The 25324-nt window shown below is 59.3% G+C and carries 25 protein-coding genes and 1 pseudogene; 15 read left to right on the top strand and 11 right to left on the bottom strand.

The genetic code is table 11. From position 1 onward, the window contains the following. Positions 1–169: 169 nt before the first annotated feature. Positions 170–1432, top strand: a complete 1263-nt coding sequence (locus ABH912_RS16015; RefSeq protein WP_008148927.1) for an ATP-binding protein — start codon at positions 170–172, stop codon at positions 1430–1432. Beyond that, positions 1425–1991 carry a response regulator transcription factor gene (locus tag ABH912_RS16010; RefSeq protein ID WP_008148925.1) on the top strand — a complete coding sequence of 189 codons (567 nt, stop codon included), beginning with the start codon at positions 1425–1427 and terminating at the stop codon, positions 1989–1991. Before ABH912_RS16015 ends, ABH912_RS16010 begins: the two co-directional genes overlap by 8 nt. Positions 1992–2061: 70 nt before the next feature. Here ABH912_RS16010 and ABH912_RS16005 read toward each other — a convergent pair whose 3' ends face one another. Next, on the bottom strand, positions 2062–2394 hold the full coding sequence (locus tag ABH912_RS16005) for a hypothetical protein (RefSeq protein WP_033058056.1): 333 nt from the start codon (positions 2392–2394) through the stop codon (positions 2062–2064). 276 nt (positions 2395–2670) lie between these two features. On the opposite strand from ABH912_RS16005, the gene ABH912_RS16000 reads away from it, so the two are divergent. Beyond that, a complete protein-coding gene (locus ABH912_RS16000) occupies positions 2671–4398 on the top strand; it encodes an ABC transporter ATP-binding protein/permease (protein WP_429511098.1) in 1728 nt (575 codons plus the stop codon). Positions 4399–4545: 147 nt separating this feature from the next. Beyond that, a complete protein-coding gene (locus ABH912_RS15995) occupies positions 4546–5295 on the top strand; it encodes a FadR/GntR family transcriptional regulator (protein WP_046045828.1) in 750 nt (249 codons plus the stop codon). On the opposite strand, the gene ABH912_RS15990 is transcribed toward ABH912_RS15995, so the two are convergent. Continuing rightward, the gene (locus ABH912_RS15990) at positions 5292–5501 is read right to left on the bottom strand and encodes a hypothetical protein (RefSeq protein WP_429511097.1); all 210 of its coding nucleotides are present in this window, start codon (positions 5499–5501) and stop codon (positions 5292–5294) included. The genes ABH912_RS15995 and ABH912_RS15990 overlap by 4 nt on opposite strands. Positions 5502–5693: 192 nt before the next feature. Between ABH912_RS15990 and ABH912_RS15985 the strand changes: the two are divergent. Continuing rightward, positions 5694–5768, top strand: a pseudogene (locus tag ABH912_RS15985) (GntR family transcriptional regulator); the annotation flags it as partial. Positions 5769–5775: 7 nt separating this feature from the next. Here ABH912_RS15985 and ABH912_RS15980 read toward each other — a convergent pair. From ABH912_RS15980 to ABH912_RS15970, 3 genes are all read right to left on the bottom strand, one after another. Further along, on the bottom strand, positions 5776–6129 hold the full coding sequence (locus ABH912_RS15980; protein ID WP_429513198.1) for a hypothetical protein: 354 nt from the start codon (positions 6127–6129) through the stop codon (positions 5776–5778). A 217-nt stretch (positions 6130–6346) separates the two neighbouring features. Next, positions 6347–6538: a hypothetical protein gene (locus tag ABH912_RS15975; protein ID WP_033058050.1), complete on the bottom strand. Its 192-nt coding sequence runs from the start codon at positions 6536–6538 to the stop codon at positions 6347–6349. Between the two features lie 14 nt (positions 6539–6552). Continuing rightward, a complete protein-coding gene (locus ABH912_RS15970) occupies positions 6553–7869 on the bottom strand; it encodes a phospholipase (RefSeq protein WP_429511096.1) in 1317 nt (438 codons plus the stop codon). A 239-nt stretch (positions 7870–8108) separates the two neighbouring features. Here ABH912_RS15970 and kdgD point away from each other — a divergent pair, with 239 nt between their 5' ends. The 5 genes from kdgD (at position 8109) to ABH912_RS15945 (ending at position 14676) form a co-directional block, all read left to right on the top strand. Next, entirely contained in the window at positions 8109–9020 is a 912-nt protein-coding gene (kdgD, locus tag ABH912_RS15965) for a 5-dehydro-4-deoxyglucarate dehydratase (protein WP_109627960.1), read from the top strand. Positions 9021–9079: 59 nt separating this feature from the next. Further along, positions 9080–10525, top strand: coding sequence for an aldehyde dehydrogenase family protein (locus ABH912_RS15960; protein WP_033058044.1), 1446 nt, complete (start codon positions 9080–9082; stop codon positions 10523–10525). 79 nt (positions 10526–10604) lie between these two features. Further along, on the top strand, positions 10605–11972 hold the full coding sequence (locus ABH912_RS15955; protein ID WP_033058042.1) for an MFS transporter: 1368 nt from the start codon (positions 10605–10607) through the stop codon (positions 11970–11972). An 11-nt stretch (positions 11973–11983) separates the two neighbouring features. Further along, entirely contained in the window at positions 11984–13537 is a 1554-nt protein-coding gene (gene garD, locus ABH912_RS15950) for a galactarate dehydratase (protein ID WP_046045834.1), read from the top strand. Positions 13538–13734: 197 nt separating this feature from the next. Beyond that, positions 13735–14676, top strand: a complete 942-nt coding sequence (locus ABH912_RS15945; protein WP_033058038.1) for an AEC family transporter — start codon at positions 13735–13737, stop codon at positions 14674–14676. Between the two features lie 138 nt (positions 14677–14814). On the opposite strand, the gene ABH912_RS15940 is transcribed toward ABH912_RS15945, so the two are convergent. The 6 genes from ABH912_RS15940 to gatC all read right to left on the bottom strand — a co-directional run bounded on the left by ABH912_RS15940 (position 14815) and on the right by gatC (position 20080). Further along, positions 14815–15195, bottom strand: coding sequence for a carboxymuconolactone decarboxylase family protein (locus ABH912_RS15940; protein ID WP_429511095.1), 381 nt, complete (start codon positions 15193–15195; stop codon positions 14815–14817). Beyond that, a complete protein-coding gene (locus ABH912_RS15935; protein WP_033058034.1) occupies positions 15192–16253 on the bottom strand; it encodes a calcium/sodium antiporter in 1062 nt (353 codons plus the stop codon). Before ABH912_RS15935 ends, ABH912_RS15940 begins: the two co-directional genes overlap by 4 nt. Positions 16254–16303: 50 nt before the next feature. Then, positions 16304–16678, bottom strand: a complete 375-nt coding sequence (locus ABH912_RS15930) for a septal ring lytic transglycosylase RlpA family protein (protein WP_033058032.1) — start codon at positions 16676–16678, stop codon at positions 16304–16306. A 190-nt stretch (positions 16679–16868) separates the two neighbouring features. Further along, positions 16869–18314 carry an Asp-tRNA(Asn)/Glu-tRNA(Gln) amidotransferase subunit GatB gene (gatB, locus tag ABH912_RS15925; protein WP_046052872.1) on the bottom strand — a complete coding sequence of 482 codons (1446 nt, stop codon included), beginning with the start codon at positions 18312–18314 and terminating at the stop codon, positions 16869–16871. Positions 18315–18324: 10 nt separating this feature from the next. Continuing rightward, positions 18325–19776 (bottom strand): Asp-tRNA(Asn)/Glu-tRNA(Gln) amidotransferase subunit GatA, encoded by a 1452-nt coding sequence (gene gatA, locus ABH912_RS15920; protein WP_033058029.1) that lies wholly within the window; start codon positions 19774–19776, stop codon positions 18325–18327. 16 nt (positions 19777–19792) lie between these two features. Continuing rightward, positions 19793–20080 carry an Asp-tRNA(Asn)/Glu-tRNA(Gln) amidotransferase subunit GatC gene (gene gatC / locus ABH912_RS15915; RefSeq protein ID WP_008026876.1) on the bottom strand — a complete coding sequence of 96 codons (288 nt, stop codon included), beginning with the start codon at positions 20078–20080 and terminating at the stop codon, positions 19793–19795. A gap of 214 nt (positions 20081–20294) precedes the next feature. Between gatC and mreB the strand changes: the two genes are divergently transcribed. From mreB to rng, 5 genes are all read left to right on the top strand, one after another. After that, the gene (gene mreB, locus ABH912_RS15910) at positions 20295–21332 is read left to right on the top strand and encodes a rod shape-determining protein MreB (protein ID WP_002555108.1); all 1038 of its coding nucleotides are present in this window, start codon (positions 20295–20297) and stop codon (positions 21330–21332) included. A 142-nt stretch (positions 21333–21474) separates the two neighbouring features. Then, on the top strand, positions 21475–22641 hold the full coding sequence (gene mreC / locus ABH912_RS15905; protein ID WP_429513114.1) for a rod shape-determining protein MreC: 1167 nt from the start codon (positions 21475–21477) through the stop codon (positions 22639–22641). Beyond that, positions 22641–23132: a rod shape-determining protein MreD gene (mreD, locus tag ABH912_RS15900; RefSeq protein WP_008148886.1), complete on the top strand. Its 492-nt coding sequence runs from the start codon at positions 22641–22643 to the stop codon at positions 23130–23132. Before mreC ends, mreD begins: the two co-directional genes overlap by 1 nt. 44 nt (positions 23133–23176) lie before the next feature. Then, positions 23177–23773 carry a Maf family protein gene (locus ABH912_RS15895; RefSeq protein WP_033058027.1) on the top strand — a complete coding sequence of 199 codons (597 nt, stop codon included), beginning with the start codon at positions 23177–23179 and terminating at the stop codon, positions 23771–23773. A gap of 57 nt (positions 23774–23830) precedes the next feature. Continuing rightward, positions 23831–25288: a ribonuclease G gene (rng, locus tag ABH912_RS15890; RefSeq protein WP_033058026.1), complete on the top strand. Its 1458-nt coding sequence runs from the start codon at positions 23831–23833 to the stop codon at positions 25286–25288. Positions 25289–25324: the final 36 nt, after the last annotated feature.

The raw sequence follows: 25324 nt of genomic DNA, 5'->3' as shown, positions 1-25324 counted from the left end.
AAGGTCTCAGGTTTTACGACCGCTTCGCGGCCGAACGCAGCCTTCGGCAGCTGCTACAAGGCTTTGTGTTGGCTGAAGGCCTGTGGCGGTTTGCCGCACTTTTGCCTGTCAGCCCCCGTGCTTGGTTATACTCCGTGCGATCCGCCTGGAGCGCTCATCAGGAGAGCTCATGCTCGCCCCCGTTCAAATCACTTCCGCAACTCGCCAGAATCTCTGGCGGCTGACGTTCATCCGCACATTGGTGTTGGCCGCTCAGGCCGGTTCCGTGGGGCTTGCCTACTGGCTCGACTTACTGCCGCTGCCTTGGTTCCAACTGGCCGCGACCCTCGGTTGCTCGATGCTGCTGTGCGCGTTCACGGCGATTCGCTTGCGCACCTCATGGCCGGTTACTGAACTCGAATACGCCGTGCAACTGGCCTGCGACCTGTTTATCCACAGTGCCTTGCTGTATTTCTCCGGTGGCTCGACCAACCCTTTCGTCTCTTATTACCTGGTACCGCTGACCATCGCCGCCGTAACCTTGCCGTGGCGTTATTCGGTGATTCTGTCCGGCATTGCGCTGACGATGTACACCCTGCTGCTGGCGCGCTTCTATCCGCTGCAAACCTTCCCGATCGCTCGGGAAAACCTGCAGGTTTACGGGATGTGGCTGAGTTTCGCCCTGGCCGCGGCGGTCATCACCTTCTTCGCCGCACGCATGGCCGAAGAGCTGCGCCGTCAGGAAGAACTGCGCGCCATCCGTCGCGAAGAGGGGCTGCGTGATCAGCAACTGCTGGCCGTCGCCACCCAGGCCGCCGGTGCGGCCCATGAACTGGGCACGCCGCTGGCGACCATGAGCGTGTTGCTCAAGGAAATGCGTCAGGACCATCACGACCCGATGTTGCAGGACGACCTGAGCGTGCTGCAGGATCAGGTCAAACTCTGCAAGGAAACCTTGCAGCAACTGGTGCGCGCCGCCGAGGCCAACCGCCGCTTGGCAGTGGAGATGCAGGACGTCACTGATTGGCTCGACGAAGCGCTGAACCGCTGGCACCTGATGCGCCCGGAAGCCAGTTACCGCTTCCAGCGCCTGGGCCAAGGCGCCGTGCCGCGCATGGCGCCGCCGCCGGACCTGACCCAGGCGCTGCTGAATTTGCTCAACAACGCCGCCGACGCTTGCCCCGAAGGGCTGCAAGTGACGCTGGACTGGAATGCCGAAGACCTGACCATCAGCATCCGCGACCACGGCGCCGGGGTGCCGCTGGCCATCGCCGAGCAGATCGGCAAACCGTTTTTTACCACCAAGGGCAAAGGTTTCGGCCTGGGCCTGTTTTTGAGCAAGGCCAGCGTGACACGCGCCGGCGGCTCAGTGAAACTCTACAGTCATGAGGAAGGCGGCACGCTCACCGAGCTGCGCCTGCCCCGTGTCGCCCGAGGAGACGAACATGAGTGACGAGATCCAAGTCGAAGGCGAAGGCGAAGAACTGCCGCATTTGCTGCTGGTAGATGACGACGCAACTTTTACCCGGGTGATGGCCCGTGCCATGGCCCGCCGCGGTTTTCGCGTCAGCACCGCCGGTTCCGCCGAAGAAGGCCTGACCATCGCTCAGGCCGACCTGCCGGACTACGCCGCGCTGGACCTGAAAATGGACGGCGATTCCGGCCTGGTGCTGTTGCCCAAGCTGCTTGAGCTGGACCCGGAAATGCGCGTGGTGATCCTCACCGGTTACTCGAGCATCGCCACCGCCGTCGAGGCGATCAAGCGCGGCGCCTGCAATTACCTGTGCAAACCGGCGGACGCCGATGACGTGTTGGCCGCGCTGCTCTCCGAGCACGCCGACCTCGACACGCTGGTGCCGGAAAACCCGATGTCGGTGGATCGCCTGCAGTGGGAACACATCCAGCGCGTGCTGACCGAGCACGAAGGCAACATCTCCGCCACTGCCCGCGCCCTGGGCATGCACCGCCGCACGCTGCAGCGCAAACTGCAGAAGCGTCCCGTTCGTCGTTGAGCTGATATTTTTGATGAAGAGGCTAATAAGCGACACTCTATCGAGTGTCGCTTTCCAGCTTCGTAAGGCTTTACGGCAAGATACGAACTTTCAACGATTTAGAGTCGACGCCATCAACGTTGAACGTGATATCGACTTCTCGGTGTAGATTCTCTCTCAGGAAGCTTACGGGTAAGTGAGCTATGTTATCCGCGCCGGAGGGCATAGGGGGGGACTCCCATTTTTTCACGGGGTCAGTACCTTCCATCTTGGCCACGAACACTAGCGTTGCGGGTACAGGATATGCTGCTAATGGCAGCGTTAATGGAGTGGTTTCTTTTTCATGTAGTCGGTACATGTAAAACGCATTCTGATGCACATCTTTGGCGATTGGGGCGGCAAAATTATTTTTGTCATTGCTCATGTAAAAACTCCTTTTGCGTTATAGCGCTTTATCGACTTGGCACCTCGCGCCTGCGGTGTGAACGGATTAGGGCAAATTGAAATTTTTCATTCTACTGTCATATCTGACAGTCCAGACCAACGGTGATGGCTGTCGTGCAATGATTCGCAGGGTGCCGCTGTCATTTGTTCCGTCGCTGAACCGGCGCTGAACGAATGTGGGCCGCTCCTCGCGAGGAACCGAACCGATCATCTATGATCGGTTCGTGTGTGTTCTTTTCTTTATCGAGCCTTATCCATGAATCAGAACGCTGAATATTCCGCGGTCAATGATGCTGTGCGCGGGCAGTTTTTTCGCAAAGTCTGGGCGATGACCACGCCTTACTGGCGCAGCGAAGAGAAGGGCAAGGCCTGGACGTTGCTGATCGCCGTGATCGCGCTGTCGCTGTTCAGCGTAGCGATTTCGGTGTGGGTCAACAGTTGGTACAAGGACTTCTACAACGCCCTGCAGAAAAAGGACGAAGCGGCCTTCTGGCAGTTGATCCTGTATTTCTGCGGCATTGCGGCGGTGGCCATTCTCGGCGCGGTGTATCGGCTCTACCTGACGCAGATGCTGACCATCCGCTGGCGGGCCTGGCTCACCGAGAAGCACTTTGCCCGTTGGCTCGACAACAAGAATTACTACCAGCTGGAGCAGGGCGGTTACACCGATAACCCGGACCAGCGGATTTCCGAAGACCTCAATAAATTCACTACCAACACGCTGGGCCTTGGGCTCGGGTTGATTCGCAACATCGTCAGCCTCGTCTCGTTCTCGATCATTCTGTGGGGCGTGTCCGGCAGTATCGAAGTATTTGGTTTCACCATTCCCGGCTACATGTTCTGGTGCGCGCTGGTTTACGCGGCGGTTGCCAGTTGGCTGACGCATTTGATTGGTCGCCGCCTGATCGGCCTCAACAACAACCAGCAACGCTTCGAGGCCGACCTGCGTTTCTCCATGGTGCGGGTTCGCGAGAATGCCGAAAGCATTGCGCTGTACAACGGCGAGCCGAATGAGAACCGCCGCTTGAGCAGCCGGTTCGGGATGGTCTGGCACAACTTCTGGGACATCATGAAAGTGTCCAAGCGCCTGACCTTTTTTACTTCCGGTTATGAGCAGATCGCCGTCATCTTCCCGTTCATGGTCGCCTCGCCGCGTTACTTCGCTGGCAAGATCGAGCTGGGTGAGCTGATGCAAATCAACTCGGCGTTCGCTAACGTCCAGGACAATTTCAGTTGGTTCATCACCGCGTACCAGGACCTCGCCGAATGGCGCGCCACCTGTGATCGTCTGCTGAGTTTCCGTCAGGCCATGACCGACAACGAAGAGCGTGCGCCCGCGATTGATGTGCAAAACCAAGGCTCGGCGTTGAAGGTGCATAACCTCGGCCTTGATCTGGCCGACGGTCGTCACCTGCTGAGCAACGCCGACATGACCGTGGAGGAGGGTGAGCGCGTCATGCTCAGCGGTCGTTCCGGCAGTGGTAAATCCACGTTGTTCAGAGCAATGGGTCATCTGTGGCCGGCGGGCCACGGCAGTATTCGACTGCCGACGGGGCGTTATCTGTTCCTGCCGCAAAAACCTTATTTGCCAATTGGCACGCTGCGCGAGGCGCTGAGTTATCCACAGGCTGGCGATACGTATCCGCACGAGCGCTACGTTCACGTGCTGGAAGCCTGTCGTTTACCGCATCTGGTGTCGCGTCTTGATGACGCCAATCACTGGCAGCGCATGTTGTCGCCGGGTGAGCAACAGCGTCTGGCCTTTGCCCGTGCGCTGCTGTATGGACCGCAATGGCTGTACATGGACGAGGCGACCTCGGCGATGGACGAAGAGGACGAGGCGTCGCTGTATCAGACTTTGATCGATGAGATTCCGGGGTTGAGCATTGTCAGCGTCGGGCATCGCAGCAGCCTGAAGCGCTTTCATCCTCGGCATGTTCGTATCGAGAATGGGCATCTGGTGGACCAGACCGTGACTGCGTAAACCCCTCCGCCCTACCTGTGGGGTGGATTTTGTGGTGAGGGGATTTATCCCCTCGCCACAGGTCGCGCCTACCGGGGCGGGGTGATCGTACAACCGCGTTGAGCTATGATGCGGTTTCAGCCGCAACTTTCGAGAAAGACGTTCACCATGGAAAACCCGATCGACGCACCACGCCTCCCTCGCAAGCGCCGCAGCCTCGCTCAGGAACTGGTGACGGTGCTGTCCGAGCAGATCCGCGACGGTCACCTCAAGCGTGGCGACAAGTTGCCCACCGAGTCGGCGATCATGGATGCCCATGGCGTCAGCCGCACCGTGGTGCGCGAAGCGATTTCCCGTTTGCAGGCCGCAGGCCAGGTTGAAACCCGCCACGGCATCGGTACTTTTGTACTCGACACCCCAAGCCCAAGCGGTTTCCGAATCGACCCGGCGACGGTGGTCACGCTGCGGGATGTACTGGCGATTCTGGAACTGCGCATCAGCCTCGAAGTGGAATCCGCCGGCCTCGCCGCGCAGCGCCGCAGCCCTGAGCAACTGGCGTTGATGCGTGCTGCGCTGGATGCATTGAATGAAAGTGTTTCCCATGCCAGCGATGCCGTGGCGTCCGACTTCCAGTTCCACCTGCAAATCGCCCTGGCGACCGGCAACCGCTATTTCACCGACATCATGACCCACCTGGGCACCAGCATCATTCCGCGTACGCGCCTCAACTCCGCGCGCCTGGCCCATGACGACCAGCAGCACTACATGAATCGCCTGAGCCGTGAGCACGAAGAGATTTACGACGCGATTGCTCGTCAGGATTCGGATGCGGCGCGGGCGGCGATGCGGTTGCATCTGACGAACAGCCGCGAGCGGCTGCGTCATGCGCATGAAGAGGCTGAGGCGCAGCGGGGTTAAGGCTTAGGTTTATAAAGCTCGGTTTCAAGTGTGACGCGTTCGATCGGTTGATCGATTTCGAAAGGGATGGTCAGCGTTCTTTTGGTGACGATGTACTGATCATCGAGACCTTCGAATTGCAATACGTCCGTCGCATAAATAATGCCGTCGAACATGAAGTTCTGACGTTTGCCGATGGGATGCTTCAACGTATAGGTAATGTTCACGCTCTACTCCTGCTTACTTAATGAGGTCACTCAAACTAGGAGCAACCCCTCAGTCAACGATACTGTAAGAATTACTAGTTACGACGAACGGTCTGAAGCAAAAGAACAGCCATTCAATCGCACATTTGATCAGCGAGTGATTCAGTTTTAGCCCAACTCCTGGCACCGGGCTTGGCACCAAACACGGGTCAGTCGATGCGGTTGCACCTGACCAATAGCCGCGAGCGGCTGCGCCATGCTCATGAAGAAGCGGAGGCGCAGCGCTCATTGCTGTTTAGCGTTCGAGGCGAACCTTTAGCACCGGGGATTGAACCGGGTTACTGGATGCGCTGGTCACCGTGTAATGCAGCTCGGCAGTGGCACCTGGGACCAGGCCTTTTTCAAAGGCCTCTTTCTTAATCAAGAATTTGATAGGTTTCCCGACCTCCCCGGCTGTCAGCGTGTGCTGTTCCTGCCAGTTATTACCCGTAGAAGTGCTTACCGTAAGTTTGACTACATCTCCTGCCTTAGCATTTGGGTATGGTTCAACCTTGCCAGGTGTCGGGTCTGGCAAGTTGTGAACGTAAAGAATGTTGCCGACGGCGTCTGGAAGCACCGGTGCAGGCAAGGTTTTCAGTTGTGCAGTCATGATCAAAATCCTTTTAGCAATCAATCAAACCGTTTGAAAGACGCGAACTGAAACGCTTCGCTGACGGAGCCGGTTCGTTAACTCCGGAACCATTTAGGCCGCAGCGACAGTTGTTCGGCTACTGTCAGAAATTACAGTGCCGACGAATGGTAGGTGAAGTGGGCTGACGAATTAGATCGTTCCCACGCAAAGCATGGGAACGATCAGGTGCGGGGAATCAGCCGGTCCTGAGAATCGAACGATCCACCCTCACGGCCCACTCAGAAGCCCCGGCCTTGGCATCGAACGCCACATGCCCATGCTCATCAACCACCGCCCGAGCAATTGGCACTCCCTTGACCAACAACTCCAACGGCGCACCCTTCAGCGATTGGCCCGAAGCCAATTCCAGTTTCAATTTGATAGTCATCATCGATCTCCTTATCAGGCAACGTTGCCAGTGGGTTTGTAATCCTTGAGCAGCAAATAAGTGCTCCAGCCCCACCAGTCATCCACGGTGGCGGTGTCGTTCAGGTTGTTGACGTCCTTACGTCGCAACACCTTGTTGCCCTCGACCTTGAACAACGGCGAGAAATTACCCGTCGGGTTCAGGACCGCTTGAAGATCAGGCAGTTTTTTTAACGCAGCAAAGCTGCCGGCCGACGGTGCGATCCCGCTGAGATAAGCCGCAAACACTTCATCCGCCGACACCTGAACCGCCTGATTCACCTGGGCGCGATTAGCGCTGTCGATGGCGTCGAAGTAGCGCTTGTCCCCATACGCACGCCATTGATCGCCGTTGCTATTGCGCACATTGAGGCCGAATTTGCTGTCTTCGTCGTGCATGAAGCGCGTGATCAACGAACCCAGATCGCTCGGCGTGACCACCGCGGCCAATTGTTTGCGCGGCACTCGCAGGTGGCCGGCGGAAAACAGGTCGGTCAGGTAGTGATCGGCAAAAGCGTTCATCGCATAGGCCTGCTCCAACTGCTTTTCATCGCCGCTGGCGTGGGCCTGCACCGCTTGTTGCACCGCCGCGGTGTGACCGGCGATATATGCCAGCAGTGCCCATTCGGCGAAGTGATCGGCATTGTTGGCGGCCAGTTTCAGGTAGCGCCCCAATGGAAATAGCGCCGAGACGACACTGCCACCGCCAGTGATCTTGTTCCACTCTTCCGACAACGTATCACCGAGGGCGTCATAGGCTTCGTGAGGCTGTTTACCGTCCTTGATCGCCTGCTTGATCGCGGCGATTTCCTTTTGCATGACACCGAGGATCAGCTTGGCCTCAGCGTTAGAAGCAGGCAGCACGGCCAGCGAATTGAAGGCATTGGTAAAACGCTGGATTCGGTCGGCGGCCGTCGCGCCTTCGCTGATCGGTTGATCGGGAATTCCATAGAAATCACCCCCCAGCGCAACGACCTGGCCATAGGTGAGCGCCAGCCCATTGGGTAGATGCAGCTCCACCTGCGAAGCCGGGATAGCAGGTGCATCTTTGATGAAACGCAGCAGGGTGCTGTCGCCGATGGCGGTGTGTTCGCCACCCTCGAACCTCAGCTGTGGCTTGCCTTTCAGGGCTTTACCGGAGGCTGTGGGTAGCGACGCGGGAAGGGCAGACGCAGCGTTGTGATGATCAGCAATCTGCAAGACCACGTGCTGGTTTTCCCCGATGAGAGGGATGCCATGTTCGGTAAAAAGATCATCCAGTTCGGCGATGACCTGTTTCGGTTTTTCCTTCGGTTGTGCGTGTAGACCTGACATTTCTATCTCCTTGATATGTCGTCGGTACGATCAAAAAATAACTGTATGTATATACAGCTGTCTGGATCATAGATGAGAAATTTCCTACGTCAAGAAAATACCTTTCCGACTCAAATTCTGCGGTTGGCGATGAAATGCAGTTGACGGTTATTTTTTAAGTTGTACGATGACCTACAACTTCGGCGCAGGCTGAACGGTTTACTCACACACACATACGTTGCTACCAGGGTGTTCGAATAATGAATCCACAAGAACTGAAGTCCATCCTCTCCTCCGGTCTGCTGTCTTTCCCGGTTACCGATTTCAATGCTCAGGGCGACTTCCATCGCGCGGGCTATATCAAACGTCTCGAATGGCTGGCCCCATACGGCGCCACGGCGTTGTTCGCCGCGGGCGGCACCGGTGAGTTCTTCTCTCTGGCGGCCAGCGAATATTCGGAAATCATCAAGACCGCCGTCGACACCTGCGAAACCAGCGTGCCGATTCTGGCCGGCGTTGGCGGCTCGACGCGTCAAGCCATCGAATACGCACAGGAAGCCGAGCGTCTGGGCGCCAAAGGCCTGTTGCTGCTGCCGCACTACCTGACCGAAGCCAGCCAGGACGGCGTTGCCGCCCACGTTGAGGCTGTGTGCAAATCGGTAAAAATCGGCGTGGTGGTTTACAACCGCAACGTCTGCCGCCTGACCGCGCCGCTGCTGGAACGTCTGGCCGAGCGCTGCCCGAACCTGATCGGCTACAAGGATGGCCTGGGCGATATCGAGTTGATGGTGTCGATTCGTCGCCGCCTCGGTGATCGCTTCAGCTACCTGGGCGGTTTGCCGACCGCCGAAGTGTACGCCGCTGCCTATAAGGCGCTGGGCGTACCGGTCTACTCCTCGGCGGTGTTCAACTTCATCCCGAAAACCGCGATGGATTTCTACCACGCCATTGCCCGCGAAGATCACGCCACCGTCGGCAAGATCATCGACGACTTCTTCCTGCCGTACCTGGACATCCGTAACCGCAAAGCCGGTTACGCCGTGAGCATCGTCAAGGCCGGGGCAAAAATTGCCGGCTATGACGCAGGTCCTGTGCGTGCACCGCTGACCGATCTGACCGGCGAAGAGTACGAAATGCTCGCCGCGCTGATCGACAAGCAAGGTGCGCAGTAACAACCCGATTAAACAAGGCCGCTGAGTATTCAGCGGCCTTTTGCGTGAGGAGATTTGTTGTGGCTGATACAAAGCGTTTTGATAATTACATCAACGGTGAATGGGTTTCGGGTAGCGATTACTCCACCAACATCAACCCGTCCGAACTGACCGACACCATTGGCGAGTACGCCAAGGCTGATCTGGCTCAGGTTCACGCGGCCATCGACGCCGCTCGCGCCGCGTTCCCGGCCTGGTCGACGTCGGGCATCCAGGCTCGCCACGATTCGCTGGATAAAGTCGGCACTGAAATCCTTGCTCGCCGCGAAGAACTCGGCACCTTGCTGGCTCGGGAAGAGGGCAAGACCCTGCCTGAAGCCATCGGCGAAGTGACCCGCGCCGGTAACATCTTCAAGTTCTTCGCCGGTGAATGCCTGCGTCTGTCCGGCGATTACCTGCCGTCGGTACGTCCGGGTGTGAACGTCGAAGTGACTCGCGAAGCGCTGGGTGTGGTCGGTCTGATCACGCCATGGAACTTCCCAATCGCGATCCCGGCGTGGAAAATTGCCCCGGCCCTGGCCTACGGCAACTGCGTCGTGCTGAAGCCGGCTGATCTGGTGCCGGGTTGCGCCTGGGCGCTGGCCGAAATCATCTCCCGCGCCGGCTTCCCCGCCGGCGTGTTCAACCTGGTGATGGGCAGCGGTCGAGTGGTTGGCGATGCGCTGGTTCAGAGCCCGAAAGTCGACGGCATCAGCTTCACCGGTTCGGTGGGCGTCGGTCGTCAGATCGCGGTCAGCTGCGTTTCGCGCCAGGCCAAGGTTCAGCTGGAAATGGGTGGCAAGAACCCGCAGATCATTCTCGACGACGCCGACCTCAAGCAAGCGGTCGAGCTGTCGGTACAGAGTGCGTTCTACTCGACTGGCCAGCGTTGCACCGCCTCGAGCCGCTTCATCGTCACCGCCGGGATTCACGACAAGTTCGTCGAAGCCGTGGCTGAGCGCATGAAGTCGATCAAGGTCGGTCACGCGCTGAAAGCCGGCACCGACATCGGTCCGGTCGTCTCGCAAGCGCAGCTTGAACAGGACATGAAGTACATCGACATCGGCCAGTCCGAAGGTGCACGTCTGGTCAGTGGCGGCGGTCTGGTGACCTGCGATACCGAAGGCTATTACCTCGCGCCAACCCTGTTTGCCGACAGCGAAGCCGCGATGCGCATCAGCCGTGAAGAGATCTTCGGCCCGGTGGCCAACGTGGTTCGCGTAGCGGATTACGAGGCCGCGCTGGCCATGGCCAACGACACCGAATTCGGTCTGTCGGCGGGCATTGCCACCACGTCGTTGAAGTACGCCAACCACTTCAAGCGCCACTCCCAGGCCGGGATGGTGATGGTCAACCTGCCGACGGCAGGCGTGGATTACCACGTTCCATTCGGTGGGCGTAAAGGTTCATCCTATGGGTCCCGCGAGCAAGGTCGCTACGCGCAAGAGTTCTACACGGTCGTGAAGACCAGCTACATCGGCTCCTGACAGGAAACATCGCGGTATCGGCATCGATACCGCAACAGCTCCACCCGCGCATAAAAATAATCAGTGGGAGTACATCTACATGCAAGCGACCAAGCCGACCCACGTCCGCTATTTGATTTTGCTCATGCTTTTTCTGGTGACCACGATCAACTATGCCGACCGGGCTACCATCGCCATCGCGGGCTCCAGCCTGCAAAAAGACCTCGGCATCGACGCGGTCACCCTCGGTTATATCTTCTCTGCATTCGGTTGGGCCTACGTGGCCGGGCAAATTCCCGGTGGCTGGCTGCTGGACCGTTTCGGCTCGAAAAAAATCTACGCGCTCAGCATCTTCACCTGGTCGCTGTTCACCGTGTTGCAGGGTTATGTCGGTGAGTTCGGCATGTCCACGGCGGTGGTTGCGCTGTTCATGCTGCGCTTCCTGGTGGGCCTGGCCGAAGCGCCATCCTTCCCCGGTAACGCGCGCATCGTTGCAGCCTGGTTCCCGACCGCTGAGCGCGGTACGGCGTCGGCGATTTTCAACTCGGCGCAATATTTCGCTACCGTGTTGTTTGCGCCGCTGATGGGTTGGATCGTTTACAGCTTCGGCTGGCAGCACGTGTTCATCGTCATGGGCGTGATCGGCATCATCTTCTCGGGGATCTGGCTGAAGGTTATCCACAGCCCGCGTCAGCATCCGATGATCAATGACGCCGAGTTCAAACACATCGCCGACAACGGCGGCATGGTCGACATGGACCAGGACAAAGGCAAAGGCAAAAAGGTCGACGGTCCGAAGTGGGACTACATCCGCCAGTTGCTGACCAACCGCATGATGCTCGGCGTGTATCTGGGGCAGTACTGCATCAACGGCATCACCTACTTCTTCCTGACCTGGTTCCCGGTGTACCTGGTGCAAGAACGCGGCATGACCATCCTCAAGGCCGGTTTCATTGCCTCGTTGCCGGCGATCTGCGGCTTTATTGGTGGTGTGCTCGGCGGCGTGATTTCCGACTACCTGCTGCGCAAGGGCCATTCCCTGACCTTCGCCCGCAAGGCGCCGATCATTGCTGGCTTGCTGGTCTCCAGCAGCATCGTGGCCTGCAACTACGTTGACGTTGAATGGATGGTCGTCGGCTTCATGGCCCTGGCATTCTTCGGTAAAGGCGTGGGTGCGCTGGGTTGGGCCGTGGTGTCTGACACCTCGCCAAAACAGATCGCCGGTCTCAGCGGTGGCTTGTTCAACACCTTCGGCAACATCGCTTCGATCACCACCCCGATTGTCATCGGCTACATCATCAGCTCCACCGGTTCGTTCAAATGGGCGCTGGTGTTTGTCGGTTGCAACGCACTGGTCGCAGTGTTCAGTTACCTGGTGATCGTTGGTCCGATCAAACGTGTGGTACTCAAGGAACCGCCAGTCAGCGGTCCTGAAACCAACAACAAATTATCTGAAGCGCATTCCTGAGGAGCGGCGTCATGCAGTTGATTGAACATTCCGACTCGCCGCGCTACATCCGCCTGCACGAGCGGGACAACGTAGTGATCGTGGTCAATGACCAAGGCGTGCCGGCCGGTACCGAATTTCCGGACGGCCTGGTCACCGTGGATTTCGTACCACAGAGCCACAAGGTCACCCTGGAAGACATTCCCGTGGGCGGCCAGGTGATTCGTTACGGCCAGACCATTGGCTACGCGTTGCAGCCGATACCGCGCGGCAGCTGGGTCAAGGAAGATCAACTGCGCATGCCCACCGCGCCACCGCTGGACAGCTTGCCGCTGTCCACCGAAGTGCCGGCGGCGCAGGCACCGCTGGAGGGCTTCACGTTCGAGGGTTATCGCAACGCCGACGGCACCGTCGGTACGCGCAATATTCTGGGGATCACCACGACGGTTCAGTGCGTCACCGGCGTGCTGGACCATGCGGTCAAGCGCATCAAGGACGAGTTGCTGCCCAAGTACCCGCACGTTGACGACGTGGTGGCGCTGACCCACAGCTACGGCTGTGGCGTGGCGATTACCGCGACTGACGCGTACATCCCGATTCGTACCGTGCGCAACCTGGCGCGCAACCCGAACCTGGGTGGCGAGGCGTTGGTGATCAGCCTGGGCTGCGAGAAATTGCAGGCCGGGCAGGTGATGCACGAGAACGACAGCTCGGTGGATCTGAGCGATCCGTGGTTGTACCGCTTGCAGGATTCCAGTCACGGTTTCACCGAGATGATCGAGCAGATCATGGCGTTGGCCGAGACCCGTTTGAAGAAGCTCGATCAACGTCGCCGGGAAACGGTGCCGGCGTCCGAGCTGATTCTTGGCATGCAGTGCGGCGGCAGCGATGCGTTTTCCGGGATCACCGCCAACCCGGCGTTGGGCTATGCCTCGGACCTGTTGTTGCGCGCGGGTGCGACGGTGATGTTTTCCGAAGTCACCGAAGTGCGCGATGCGATTTACCTGCTGACTTCACGTGCGGAAACAGAAGAGGTCGCTCAGGAACTGGTGCGCGAGATGGACTGGTACGACCGTTACCTGGCCAAGGGTGAAGCGGATCGCAGCGCCAACACTACGCCGGGGAACAAGAAGGGCGGGTTGTCGAACATTGTCGAAAAGTCGCTTGGCTCGATCGTCAAATCCGGCAGCAGCGCGATCAACGGCGTGCTTGGCCCTGGCGAGCGGTTCAAGCGTAAAGGGCTGATCTTCTGTGCGACCCCGGCCAGTGACTTTGTCTGCGGGACGTTGCAATTGGCGGCGGGGATGAACCTGCACGTGTTCACCACCGGGCGTGGTACGCCGTATGGTTTGGCGATGGCGCCCGTGGTGAAGGTGTCGACCCGGACCGAGCTGGCGCAGCGCTGGCCGGATTTGATCGACATCGATGCCGGGCGGATTGCGACCGGACGGGCGTCGATTGAGGACCTTGGCTGGGAGTTGTTCCACTACTACCTGGATGTGGCTAGCGGGAAGAAGCAGACGTGGGCGGAGAAGCACAAGCTGCATAACGACATCACGTTGTTCAACCCCGCGCCGATCACCTGATCTTGTGGCGAGGGAGCTTACTCCCGCTGGGGCGCGAAGCGGCCCCCAAAATGGGCCTGCTGCGCAGTCCAGCGGGAGCAAGCTCCCTCGCCACAGGTTACTCATCGCCTGCTCGCGGCGGTGCTCTACCAGACGCCGATGTCCTCAGTGGCTTATCATTAGCCCCCTAACGACGCTCACCCAAGGTTACCCCCGGCATGCTGGCTATCTTCCTCGAAACCCTGAACATCACCGCGCCGGTGTTTGCCATGCTGTTTCTGGGGGCGCTGCTCAAGCGCATCGACTGGATCAACGACAACTTCATCCACACAGCGTCGGCCTTGGTGTTCAATGTCACCATGCCGGCGTTGTTGTTTCTGGGCATCCTGCATGCCGACCTGCACGCCGCGTTGCAACCGGCGCTGCTCATCTACTTCTCGCTGGCGACGCTGGTGTGTTTTGCCATCGCCTGGGGCTGGGCGATCTGGAAGTGCCCGCGGGAAGATCGGGGGATTTACACCCAAGGCGCCTTTCGCGGCAACAACGGGGTCATCGGCCTCGCACTGGCTGCAAGTATGTACGGCGACTACGGGATTTCCCTCGGGGCGATTCTCGCGGCGTTGGTGATCCTGTTTTACAACACGCTCTCGACAATCGTGTTGGCGGTGTACAGCCCGGTGATCAAGTCCGACCCCTGGAGCATCTGCAAAAGCGTGATGGTCAATCCGTTGATCATCAGCGTGTTTGCGGCGGCGCCGTTTGCCTACTTCAAGATCAGCTTGCCGGGATGGCTGGAGACGTCCGGCCAATACCTGGCGCAAACCACCTTGCCGTTGGCGTTGATCTGCATTGGCGGCACGCTGTCGCTGGCGGCCCTGCGCAAAAGCGGCAACATGGCGCTGAGCTCAAGTCTGGTGAAGATGATCGGCCTGCCGGTCCTGGCGACGCTGGGGGCGTGGCTCTGGGGTTTTCGCGGTGCGGAGTTGGGGATTCTGTTTCTGTACTTCGGCAGCCCGACCGCCGCGGCCAGTTTTGTCATGGCCCGTCAGGCCAATGGCAATCATGAACTGGCGGCAGCGATCATTGTGATCACCACGTTGATGGCGGCGATCACCACCAATGTCGGGATCTTCCTGTTGCAGTGGGGCGGGTGGATTTAGCCCGGGGATTTTGTGTTGTCCTTCAGGGCCTCATCGCGAGCAGGCTCACTCCTACAAGGTATGTGATCGACACAAAACCACTGTAGGAGTGAGCCTGCTCGCGATAGCAATCGACTCGACACCCAAGATGTCTGGCGGTTACTCAGGCCTCTGGTAGCTATCGATCACTTCCTGCGCCGCGCGAAACGCATCGATCGCCGCCGGTACACCGGCATACACCGCGCAATGCAACAGCGCTTCACGAATCTCTTCCACGGTGCAGCCATTGTTCAGCGCGCCGCGCACGTGGCCTTTCAATTCCTGCGGGCACTTCAGCGCGGTCAGGGCGGCGAGGGTGATCAGGCTGCGGGTTTTCAATGGCAAACCTTCGCGGTTCCAGACGCCGCCCCAGGCGTGTTCGTTGACGAAATCCTGCAGCGGTTGAGTGAATTCGGTGGCATTGCCCAGCGCGCGGTCGACGAAGGCGTCGCCCATCACTTGGCGGCGGACTTCAATCCCAGGCTTTTTATCATCGGTCATGGCAATTCCTTATTGTGGTGTTGGCGACGCCAGGCGCGCAGCGACGTGAACAGCAAATACGCCACCAGCGCCGGCAGGACAAAAAACAGCATCAGGTGTTCAAGCTTGCCGGCCAGCGGCATGCCGGTGGTGAACGACACCACGTGCAGACCGTAAGCCAGATACAAACCCAAAAACAGCAGACCTTCGGCGCGGGTCACCCGGTAGCCGGAATAGAACGCCGGCAGACACAATGTCGCGACGCCGAGCATCACCGGCAAGTCGAAATCCAGGGCATTGGGCGATACCGACAACGGCGAAGGCGCGATCAATGCGGTGAAGCCCAGCACGCCCAAGAGGTTGAACAGGTTGCTGCCGATCACGTTGCCCACGGCGATGTCGCGCTGGCCGCGCAAGGCGGCGATCAACGAGGTCGCCAGTTCCGGCAGGGACGTGCTGACGGCAACGATGGTCAGGCCGATGATCCGCTCCGACAATCCCAGATCGGTCGCGACCGAAACCGCCGCGCCCAACAGCAAGTGACCGGCGTAGACCAGCATCGCCAAACCCACGGCGATCATCAGCAGGCTGCTGAACCATGGCGCTTGCGGGACTTCGTGGGTCGTCGATTGCGGGCGGGTCGAGTGCCGCGACTGGCGCAGCAGCAGGCCCAGATACAGGGCCAGTGCCGCGAGCAGCATCACGCCATCGGTGCGGGTCAGTTCTTCGTTCCACGCCAATACGAACACCAAAAGACTGGCGCCGATCATCAGCGGAATATCCAGGCGCACCAGTTGCCGTGAAACCCGCAGCGGGATGATCAGTGCCGAGAGCCCGAGGGTGACGAGGATGTTGAAGATGCTACTGCCGATCACGCTGCCGACGGCGATGTCGGCGTTCTCTGCCAGGGTCGCTTGCAGGCTGACCGCCATCTGCGGTGCGCTGCTGCCGAGGGCGACGATGGTCAGGCCGATAATCAGCGGTCGTACATGCAGGCGCGCGGCGAGGCGTACGGCGGCGCGCACCATCAGTTCGGCGCCGGCGATCAATAACAGCAAGCCGCTGAGCAATTCAATCACGCTGATCAGGGGTAAATCGGCAAGTCCGAAAATGGTCAGCGCTCCATCTATCAGTCGTCGAGGGCTTGCACGCGAACCTTCGCGGTGCCGCTCCTGAGCATACCCAGTTGTTCGGCCGCTTCATGTGAAACATCGATCAGACGCCCACGGGTGTGCGGCCCGCGATCATTGATGCGCACTACACAGGACTTGTCGTTGTTCAGATTGGTGACCTTCACCCGCGTGCCGAAGGGCAACTGACGATGGGCGGCGGTCAGGGAATTCTTGTTGAAACGCTCGCCACTGGCGGTGCGTTTACCTTGGTGTTTGGCGCCGTAATACGAAGCAACGCCGGTCTTGTCGTAGCCGTGTGGATCGATGACATCGGTGCTGGCGCAACCGGCCAGCAGAGAGAGCAGGGCGCAGGTACTGAGCAGACGCTTCATTCAAAGGTTCCCAAAATAAATGTGGCGAGGGAGCTTGCTCCCGCTGGTCTGCGAAGCAGACCCAAATCGGCAACCGCATTCTTTCTGGAAGAGTGCATCAGCCGACGTTGCGACCGCTTCGCGGCCGAGCGGGAGCAAGCTCCCTCGCCACAGGGGAATGAGCCAGGCTTTAAATCTGGCTCCATTCTCATCAGCCTTCGAGCTTGCTTTTCAGCAGTTCGTTAACCTGTTGCGGGTTGGCCTTGCCTTTGGAGGCTTTCATGGCCTGGCCGACGAAGAAGCCGAACATCTTGCCGCGTTTGGCTTCGTCTGCCGCGCGGTACTGTTCAACCTGTTCGGCATTGGCCGCGAGCATCTCGTCCAATACTGCCGAGATCGCACCCGTGTCGGTCACTTGCTTCAAGCCACGCTTGTCGATGATCTCGTCCGCGCTGCCTTCTCCGTTGGCCATGGCTTCAAACACCACCTTGGCGATCTTGCCGGAGATGGTGTTGTCGGTGATGCGCAGCAGCATACCGCCCAGTTGCTCGGCCGAGACCGGCGACTGATCGATGTCCAGGCCCTGTTTGTTCAACAGGCTGCCCAATTCAACCATCACCCAGTTGGCCGCCAGCTTGGCGTCGCCGCCGATGCTCACGACTTTCTCGAAGTAATCGGCTTGCTCGCGGCTGGTGGCCAGGACGCTGGCGTCGTAGACCGACAGACCGAACTGCGCCTGGAAGCGTTCGCGTTTCTGCGGCGGCAATTCAGGCAGGGTGGCGCGTACGTCGTCGAGGAACGAGTTCTCGATGACGACTGGCAGCAGGTCTGGATCGGGGAAGTAACGGTAGTCGTTGGCTTCCTCTTTGCTGCGCATCGGACGGGTTTCGTCCTTGTTCGGATCGTACAGGCGAGTCTGCTGGATCACCTTGCCGCCGTCTTCGATCAATTCGATCTGACGTTGCACTTCGGTGTTGATCGCCTTCTCGATGAAACGGAACGAGTTGACGTTCTTGATCTCGCAGCGCGTGCCGAATTCAACCTGGCCTTTCGGACGGATCGACACGTTGCAGTCGCAACGCAGCGAGCCTTCGGCCATGTTGCCGTCGCAAATGCCCAGGTAGCGAACCAGTGCGTGGACAGCCTTGACGTAAGCCACGGCTTCCTTGGCGCTGCGCATGTCCGGCTCGGAAACGATTTCCAGCAGCGGCGTGCCGGCGCGGTTCAGGTCGATGCCGGTGGCGCCGCTGAATTCTTCGTGCAGGCTTTTACCGGCGTCTTCTTCCAGGTGCGCGCGGGTGATGCCGACGCGTTTGACCGTGCCGTCTTCCAGCGCGATGTCCAGGTGGCCTTTGCCGACGATCGGCAATTCCATCTGGCTGATCTGGTAGCCCTTCGGCAAGTCCGGATAGAAATAGTTTTTACGGGCGAACACGTTGTGCTGGCCGATCTCGGCATCAATTGCCAGACCGAACATCACCGCCATGCGCACTGCTTCCTGGTTCAGCACCGGCAATACGCCGGGCATGCCGAGGTCAACCAGGCTGGCCTGGGTGTTCGGCTCGGAACCGAAAGTGGTGGAGCTACCGGAAAAGATTTTCGACCGGGTGGTGAGCTGGGTGTGAATCTCCAGCCCGATCACGACTTCCCATTGCATGTGTTTCTCCTCAGAAGCCGGTTGGGGTGCGGGTGTGCCAGTCAGTGTTCAGCTGGTACTGGTGCGCAACGTTGAGCAAACGGCCTTCCTGGAAATACGGGGCGAGCAATTGCACGCCGACCGGCAGACCATCGACAAAACCGGCTGGCATGGACAAGCCCGGCAGACCGGCGAGGTTGGCGGTGATGGTGTAGACGTCTTCCAGGTACGCAGCAACCGGGTCGCTGCTCTTGGCGCCAAGCTTCCAGGCCGGGTTTGGCGTGGTTGGGCCGAGGATGATGTCGACCTCATTGAAGGCCGCCATGAAGTCGTTCTTCACCAAACGGCGAATCTTCTGCGCCTTCAGGTAGTAGGCGTCGTAGTAACCGGCGGACAACGCGTAGGCGCCGACCATGATCCGGCGCTGCACTTCAGGCCCGAAGCCTTCGCCACGGGAACGCTTGTACAGGTCGATCAGGTTTTTCGGGTCTTCGCAGCGATGGCCGAAACGTACGCCGTCGAAACGCGACAGGTTGGAAGACGCTTCTGCCGGGGCGATCACGTAGTACGCAGGGATCGCGTGTTGCATGTTCGGCAGGCTGATTTCCTTGATCACGGCACCGAGCTTTTTCAGCTCTTCGATGCTGGCCATGATCAGGTCGGCGATACGCGGGTCGAGACCGGCGCTGAAGTATTCCTTCGGCACGCCGATGCGCAGGCCTTGCAGCGAACCGTTGAGGCTGGCGCTGTAATCAGGCACAGGCTCGTCGATGCTGGTGGAGTCTTGCGGGTCGAAACCGGCCATGCCTTGCAGCAGGATGGCGCAGTCTTCGGCCGTGCGTGCCAACGGGCCGCCCTGATCGAGACTGGAGGCGTAAGCGATCATGCCCCAGCGCGAAACGCGACCGTACGTCGGTTTCAGGCCAGTCAGGTTGGTAAACGCGGCCGGCTGGCGGATCGAGCCGCCGGTGTCGGTGGCAGTAGCGGCCGGCAACAGACGAGCGGCAACGGCCGCGGCCGAACCACCGGACGAACCGCCGGGCACGTGTTCCAGGTTCCACGGGTTTTTCACGGCGCCGTAGTAGCTCGACTCGTTGGCCGAACCCATGGCGAATTCGTCCATGTTGGTCTTGCCCAGGGTCACAGCCCCGGCAGCGGCCAGTTTGGCGACCACGGTGGCGTCGTACGGTGCTTTAAAGTTGTCGAGCATCTTCGATCCGCAGCTGGTGCGGATGCCCTGAGTGCAGAACAGGTCTTTGTGGGCGATCGGCGCACCGAGCAGGGCGCCGCTCTCACCATTGGCCCGGCGTGCGTCAGCGGCTTTCGCCTGCTGGAGCGCCAGGTCTTCGGTGAGGCTGATGAAACTGTTGAGCTGCGGATCGAGCTGGGCGATGCGCGCCAGCAGGACTTTGGTCAGCTCTTCGGAAGAAAACTTTTTATCGGCGAGTCCGCGGGCGATCTCGGCCAGAGTCAATTGATGCATTGCAGGCTCTTTCCCTTTAGTCGATGACTTTCGGAACCAGGTACAGGCCGTTTTCGACCGCTGGTGCGATGGACTGATAGGCCTCGCGATGATTGGTCTCGGTCACGACGTCTGCACGCAGGCGCTGGCTGGCTTCCAGTGGATGGGCGAGCGGCTCGATACCGTCGGTATTGACCGCCTGCATTTCGTCGACCAGCCCCAGAATGCTGTTCAGGGCCGAAGTGATGTGTGGAAGATCGGCATCATTAAGGCCAAGACAGGCCAGATGAGCGATTTTTTCCACGTCGGAGCGTTCAAGCGTCATGGGATTCTCCAGTGGAAGGAAAACAGAACGGATGCTATCCGTGTGTTAGATTGTCGGAACACTACCGCATTTCTACGGTCATAAGGCCGCGATTGTGGGGGTTGGTGCACAGAAAAGCGGCCAATTTAACATATTGGCGCCTTGCCCAAAATCCCTGTCGTTGTTAGAGTTTGCCGCACTTTTTTACCCACGCGTTGCCTAGGGTCCCTTTCCCATGTTCAAGAAACTGCGTGGCATGTTTTCCAGCGATCTTTCCATTGACCTGGGCACTGCCAACACCCTTATTTACGTGCGCGAGCGCGGTATCGTCCTGAATGAGCCATCAGTTGTGGCTATTCGGACACACGGTAACCAGAAAAGTGTCGTTGCTGTCGGCACCGAGGCCAAGCGCATGCTCGGCCGTACACCGGGCAACATTGCTGCCATTCGTCCGATGAAGGATGGCGTGATCGCCGACTTCAGCGTTTGCGAAAAGATGCTGCAGTACTTTATCAACAAGGTTCACGAAAACAGCTTCCTGCAGCCTAGCCCTCGTGTGTTGATCTGCGTTCCTTGCAAATCCACCCAGGTTGAGCGCCGTGCCATCCGTGAGTCGGCCCTCGGTGCCGGTGCCCGTGAAGTGTTCCTGATCGAAGAGCCAATGGCTGCTGCGATCGGTGCTGGCTTGCCGGTTGAAGAAGCTCGCGGTTCGATGGTTGTCGATATCGGTGGCGGTACCACTGAAATCGCGCTGATCTCCCTGAACGGTGTGGTTTACGCCGAGTCCGTACGGGTTGGCGGCGACCGCTTCGACGAAGCGATCATCACTTACGTGCGTCGCAACTACGGCAGCCTGATCGGTGAATCCACCGCTGAGCGCATCAAGCAGGAAATCGGTACTGCCTACCCGGGCGGCGAAGTTCGCGAAGTCGACGTTCGTGGTCGCAACCTGGCCGAAGGCGTTCCACGCGCATTCACCCTGAACTCCAATGAAGTGCTGGAAGCTCTGCAAGAGTCCCTGGCCACCATCGTTCAGGCTGTGAAAAGTGCGCTGGAGCAATCGCCTCCGGAGCTGGCTTCCGATATCGCCGAGCGTGGCCTGGTACTGACCGGTGGCGGCGCCTTGCTGCGTGACCTCGACAAGTTGCTGGCCCAGGAAACCGGTCTGCCGGTAATCGTTGCCGAAGACCCGCTGACCTGTGTTGCTCGCGGCGGTGGCCGTGCGTTGGAAATGATGGATAAACACACCATGGACCTGCTGTCGAGCGAGTGATCTCGCCCGACGCCTCTATGCTGTTGGCGCGCAGGCAGCACTTTGCAGTGCTGCCTGTTGGCGTTTATCTTCTGTCAGTCTGCATCCAGGCCGGTTTGATGCCGTATGAATAAAGAGAACATTTGCCTGGGAGGAGCGGCTTATTAAACCGCTTTTCACCAAAGGGCCTTCACTGGGCGTGCGCTTGTTGGTGCTGGTCGTGCTATCGGTCGCGTTGATGGTGGTCGATGCCCGCTTCACACTGCTCAAGCCAGTGCGTAGCCAGATGTCGCTGGTACTGATGCAGTCTTACTGGATCACCGACCTGCCGCAGCGGCTATGGCAGGGTGTGGCCAGCCAGTTTGGCAGCCGTACCGAGCTCGTCGCCGAAAACGAAAAACTCAAAACCGAAAACCTGCTGTTGCAGGGCCGCATGCAAAAGCTTGCCGCCCTCACCGAGCAGAACGTTCGGCTGCGCGAGTTGCTCAACTCTTCCGCGCTGGTCAACGAGAAGGTCGAAGTGGCCGAATTGATCGGCATGGACCCCAACCCCTTCACCCATCGCATCATCATCAATAAAGGTGAGCGTGACGGTGTGGTCCTTGGTCAGCCGGTGCTGGATGCCCGCGGCCTGATGGGCCAGGTTGTCGAGTTGATGCCGTACACCTCTCGTGTGCTGCTGCTGACCGACACCACTCACAGCATTCCGGTGCAGGTGAACCGTAACGGTCTGCGCGCGATCGCCAGCGGCACCGGTAACCCGGAACGCCTGGAGCTGCGTCACGTGGCCGATACCGCCGACATTAAAGAAGGCGATCTGCTGGTCAGCTCCGGTCTGGGTCAGCGGTTCCCGGCGGGTTATCCGGTAGCGACGGTCAAGGAAGTGATTCACGATTCCGGTCAGCCGTTCGCTATCGTGCGCGCCGTGCCGACCGCCGCCTTGAACCGTAGCCGTTACCTGCTGCTGGTGTTCACCGACGGTCGCACAGCCGAAGAGCGCGCCAACGAAGCTGCCCAGGCTCAAGAAGCCTTGGACCAGCACGGTGGTGGGCCGATCATTCCAGCGACAGTACCGAAACCAGCCATGGTCCCGGCTGCTGTTGCTGCGCCCGTGGCTCCGGCTGCGCCGACGACTGCCCCTGCTGCCCCTGCTGCCACAACCCCGCCCAAACCTGTGGCAACTCATTCTGCTCCTGCGAAACCTGCGGCCAGCAAGCCGCCCGCGACGCAACCTGCGGCCGCTAAACCGCCAGCCACGACACCTGCTGCCGCGAAGCCTGCAGCCAAACCGCCTGTCTCTGCGCCGGCTACCACTGGGGGACGAGAATAATGGTGGGTGCTACTGCCTCCCGAAACGGCTGGATGGTCTGGCTGACATTCGCCATAGGCATGCTGCTCAGCGTTTCGCCGCTGCCGCAATTCATGGAAATCCTCCGTCCGCTGTGGCTGGCCCTGCTGCTGGCATTCTGGGCGTTGGCCATGCCGCAGAAAGTCGGGATGGTCACCGCGTGGTGCCTGGGCCTGGCTGAAGATGTGCTCTATGGCACGCTGCTGGGTCAGAACGCATTGATCCTGACGCTGATCACGTACCTGGTGCTGGCGCTGCAACAACGCCTGCGCATGTTCCCGATGTGGCAACAGAGCCTGGTGATCCTGGTGATCTTCGGCCTCGCGCAGCTTGTTCAACTATGGCTCAGCGCCCTGACCGGCAATCGTCAGCCGACGCTGGCGCTGGTCTTGCCGGCACTGGTCAGCGCATTACTCTGGCCGTGGATCAGCTACGGTTTGCGCGGTTTGCGTCGGCGCTACAAGATCAATTAATTCGGTCAGGCATTTGCCCGCACCTCGACAAGGGAGATGTCTTGATGAAAATGTTGTACCTCGCCTCAGGCTCACCGCGTCGGCGTGAACTGCTCACGCAGATCGGCGTGCCGTTCTCCGCCATCAGCGCGGACATCGATGAAACCCCTTTAGAAAATGAATCCCCTTCGGCCTATGTCGAGCGCCTGGCGCGCGGCAAAGCCGAGGCCGGGTGTGGGACTGTCGTGTCCGCCACAGATTTTTGTGTGCTGGGCGCCGACACCGCCGTGGTGCTGGACGGAAAAATTCTCGGCAAGCCGGTTGATGAAGCCGAGGCGTGCGCCATGCTTATGATGTTGTCCGGGTGTGAACATGAAGTCCTGACGGCGATTGCGGTGCTCGATGGAGAGCGTTGCGAGTCTCGGGTGGTGAGCAGTCTGGTGCGTTTTCGCAACATCAGTCGCGATGAAGCGGTGGCTTACTGGGCCAGCGGCGAGCCGCAAGACAAGGCTGGCGGCTACGGCATTCAAGGACTTGGTGCGGTGTTTGTCGCCGGGCTCAATGGCAGCTACTCGGCGGTGGTCGGGTTACCGCTGTGCGAAACCGCTGAGCTGCTGGGCCATTTCGGCATACCCTGTTGGCAAACCCTTAACGCGCGTTGAGCGTCGTACTGACAAGATGCGGCCATTATCGTGAACATGCCTGAACGAGACCCTGCCATGAGTGAAGAGATCCTGATCAACATCACGCCGATGGAATCGCGCGTGGCGGTGGTTGAAAACGGTGTTCTGCAAGAGGTCCACGTCGAGCGCACGCAAAAGCGCGGGATCGTCGGCAACATCTATAAAGGCAAGGTTGTGCGGGTATTGCCCGGCATGCAGGCGGCATTCGTCGACATCGGACTGGACCGCGCCGCGTTCATTCACGCCTCGGAAATCTCCCTGCGCGAAGGCCCGGCGGTCGAGAGCATCAGCGCTCTGGTTCACGAAGGCCAGAGCCTGGTGGTGCAAGTCACCAAGGACCCGATCGGCTCAAAAGGCGCACGCCTGACGACTCAGTTGTCGATTCCCTCGCGTTATCTGGTGTACATGCCGCGCACGGCACACGTCGGCATTTCGTTGAAGATTGAAGACGAGGCCGAGCGTGAGCGTCTCAAACAAGTGGTCACTGATTGCGTGGCCAAAGAAGGCATCCAGGAGGCCGGTGGCTTCATCCTGCGCACTGCAGCCGAAGGTGCCGGTGCCGATGAAATCCTCATGGACATCCGCTACCTGCGTCGTCTCTGGGATCAGATCAACGAGCAGATCAAAACCATCAGCGCGCCGAGTGTGATCTACGAAGACCTCGGCCTGGCGCTGCGCACCTTGCGTGACCTGGTGAGCCCGAAGATCGAGAAGATCCGGATCGACTCCCGGGAAACCTTCCAGAAAACCACACAGTTCGTCGCCGAGCTGATGCCGGAAATCGCCGATCGTCTTGAGCATTACCCGGGCGAGCGACCGATCTTCGACCTGTACGGCGTTGAAGACGAAATCCAGAAAGCCCTGGAGCGCAAAGTCCCGCTGAAGTCCGGCGGTTACCTTGTGGTCGATCCGGCGGAAGCCATGAGCACCATCGACGTCAACACCGGGGCGTTCGTCGGTCATCGCAACCTCGAAGAAACCATCTTCAAGACCAACCTCGAAGCCGCGACCGCCATTGCTCGTCAGCTGCGCCTGCGCAACCTGGGCGGGATCATCATCATCGACTTCATCGACATGGAAGATGAAGAGCACCAGCGTCAGGTGCTGCGCACACTCGAGAAGCAACTGGAGCGTGATCACGCCAAGACCAACATCATCGGCATCACCGAGTTGGGCCTGGTGCAGATGACCCGCAAGCGCACTCGCGAAAGTCTTGAACAAGTACTGTGCGAGCCGTGCAGCAGCTGTCAGGGCCGCGGCAAGCTCAAGACGCCGGAAACCGTTTGCTACGAGATTTTCCGCGAAATCCTCCGGGAAGCTCGCGCCTATCAGGCGGAAGGCTATCGTGTATTGGCAAACCAGAAAGTGGTCGACCGTTTGCTCGATGAAGAATCGGGCAATGTCGCCGAACTCGAAGGTTTTATCGGGCGCACCATCCGGTTCCAGGTGGAAACCATGTATTCCCAGGAACAATACGACGTGGTGCTGCTCTGAATCACTGTCTTTCAACCCTGTTAGAACGGCTGGCCT

It is taken from the genome of Pseudomonas sp. BT76 TE3572 (genome assembly GCF_050435365.1).
Classification (GTDB): domain Bacteria; phylum Pseudomonadota; class Gammaproteobacteria; order Pseudomonadales; family Pseudomonadaceae; genus Aquipseudomonas; species Aquipseudomonas fluorescens_W.
This window is presented reverse-complemented; position numbering and strand designations above follow the sequence as displayed.

What these genes read in the sequence shown, in the direction of transcription:
- ABH912_RS16015 (WP_008148927.1), top strand. Translation starts at nt 170, where the DNA reads ATGCTCGCCCCCGTTCAAATCACTTCCGCAACTCGCCAGAATCTCTGG.
- ABH912_RS16010 (WP_008148925.1), top strand. Translation starts at nt 1,425, where the DNA reads ATGAGTGACGAGATCCAAGTCGAAGGCGAAGGCGAAGAACTGCCGCAT.
- ABH912_RS16005 (WP_033058056.1), bottom strand. Translation starts at nt 2,394, where the DNA reads ATGAGCAATGACAAAAATAATTTTGCCGCCCCAATCGCCAAAGATGTG.
- ABH912_RS16000 (WP_429511098.1), top strand. Translation starts at nt 2,671, where the DNA reads ATGAATCAGAACGCTGAATATTCCGCGGTCAATGATGCTGTGCGCGGG.
- ABH912_RS15995 (WP_046045828.1), top strand. Translation starts at nt 4,546, where the DNA reads ATGGAAAACCCGATCGACGCACCACGCCTCCCTCGCAAGCGCCGCAGC.
- ABH912_RS15980 (WP_429513198.1), bottom strand. Translation starts at nt 6,129, where the DNA reads ATGACTGCACAACTGAAAACCTTGCCTGCACCGGTGCTTCCAGACGCC.
- ABH912_RS15975 (WP_033058050.1), bottom strand. Translation starts at nt 6,538, where the DNA reads ATGACTATCAAATTGAAACTGGAATTGGCTTCGGGCCAATCGCTGAAG.
- ABH912_RS15970 (WP_429511096.1), bottom strand. Translation starts at nt 7,869, where the DNA reads ATGTCAGGTCTACACGCACAACCGAAGGAAAAACCGAAACAGGTCATC.
- kdgD (WP_109627960.1), top strand. Translation starts at nt 8,109, where the DNA reads ATGAATCCACAAGAACTGAAGTCCATCCTCTCCTCCGGTCTGCTGTCT.
- ABH912_RS15955 (WP_033058042.1), top strand. Translation starts at nt 10,605, where the DNA reads ATGCAAGCGACCAAGCCGACCCACGTCCGCTATTTGATTTTGCTCATG.
- garD (WP_046045834.1), top strand. Translation starts at nt 11,984, where the DNA reads ATGCAGTTGATTGAACATTCCGACTCGCCGCGCTACATCCGCCTGCAC.
- ABH912_RS15945 (WP_033058038.1), top strand. Translation starts at nt 13,735, where the DNA reads ATGCTGGCTATCTTCCTCGAAACCCTGAACATCACCGCGCCGGTGTTT.
- ABH912_RS15940 (WP_429511095.1), bottom strand. Translation starts at nt 15,195, where the DNA reads ATGACCGATGATAAAAAGCCTGGGATTGAAGTCCGCCGCCAAGTGATG.
- ABH912_RS15930 (WP_033058032.1), bottom strand. Translation starts at nt 16,678, where the DNA reads ATGAAGCGTCTGCTCAGTACCTGCGCCCTGCTCTCTCTGCTGGCCGGT.
- gatB (WP_046052872.1), bottom strand. Translation starts at nt 18,314, where the DNA reads ATGCAATGGGAAGTCGTGATCGGGCTGGAGATTCACACCCAGCTCACC.
- gatA (WP_033058029.1), bottom strand. Translation starts at nt 19,776, where the DNA reads ATGCATCAATTGACTCTGGCCGAGATCGCCCGCGGACTCGCCGATAAA.
- gatC (WP_008026876.1), bottom strand. Translation starts at nt 20,080, where the DNA reads ATGACGCTTGAACGCTCCGACGTGGAAAAAATCGCTCATCTGGCCTGT.
- mreB (WP_002555108.1), top strand. Translation starts at nt 20,295, where the DNA reads ATGTTCAAGAAACTGCGTGGCATGTTTTCCAGCGATCTTTCCATTGAC.
- mreD (WP_008148886.1), top strand. Translation starts at nt 22,641, where the DNA reads ATGGTGGGTGCTACTGCCTCCCGAAACGGCTGGATGGTCTGGCTGACA.
- ABH912_RS15895 (WP_033058027.1), top strand. Translation starts at nt 23,177, where the DNA reads ATGAAAATGTTGTACCTCGCCTCAGGCTCACCGCGTCGGCGTGAACTG.
- rng (WP_033058026.1), top strand. Translation starts at nt 23,831, where the DNA reads ATGAGTGAAGAGATCCTGATCAACATCACGCCGATGGAATCGCGCGTG.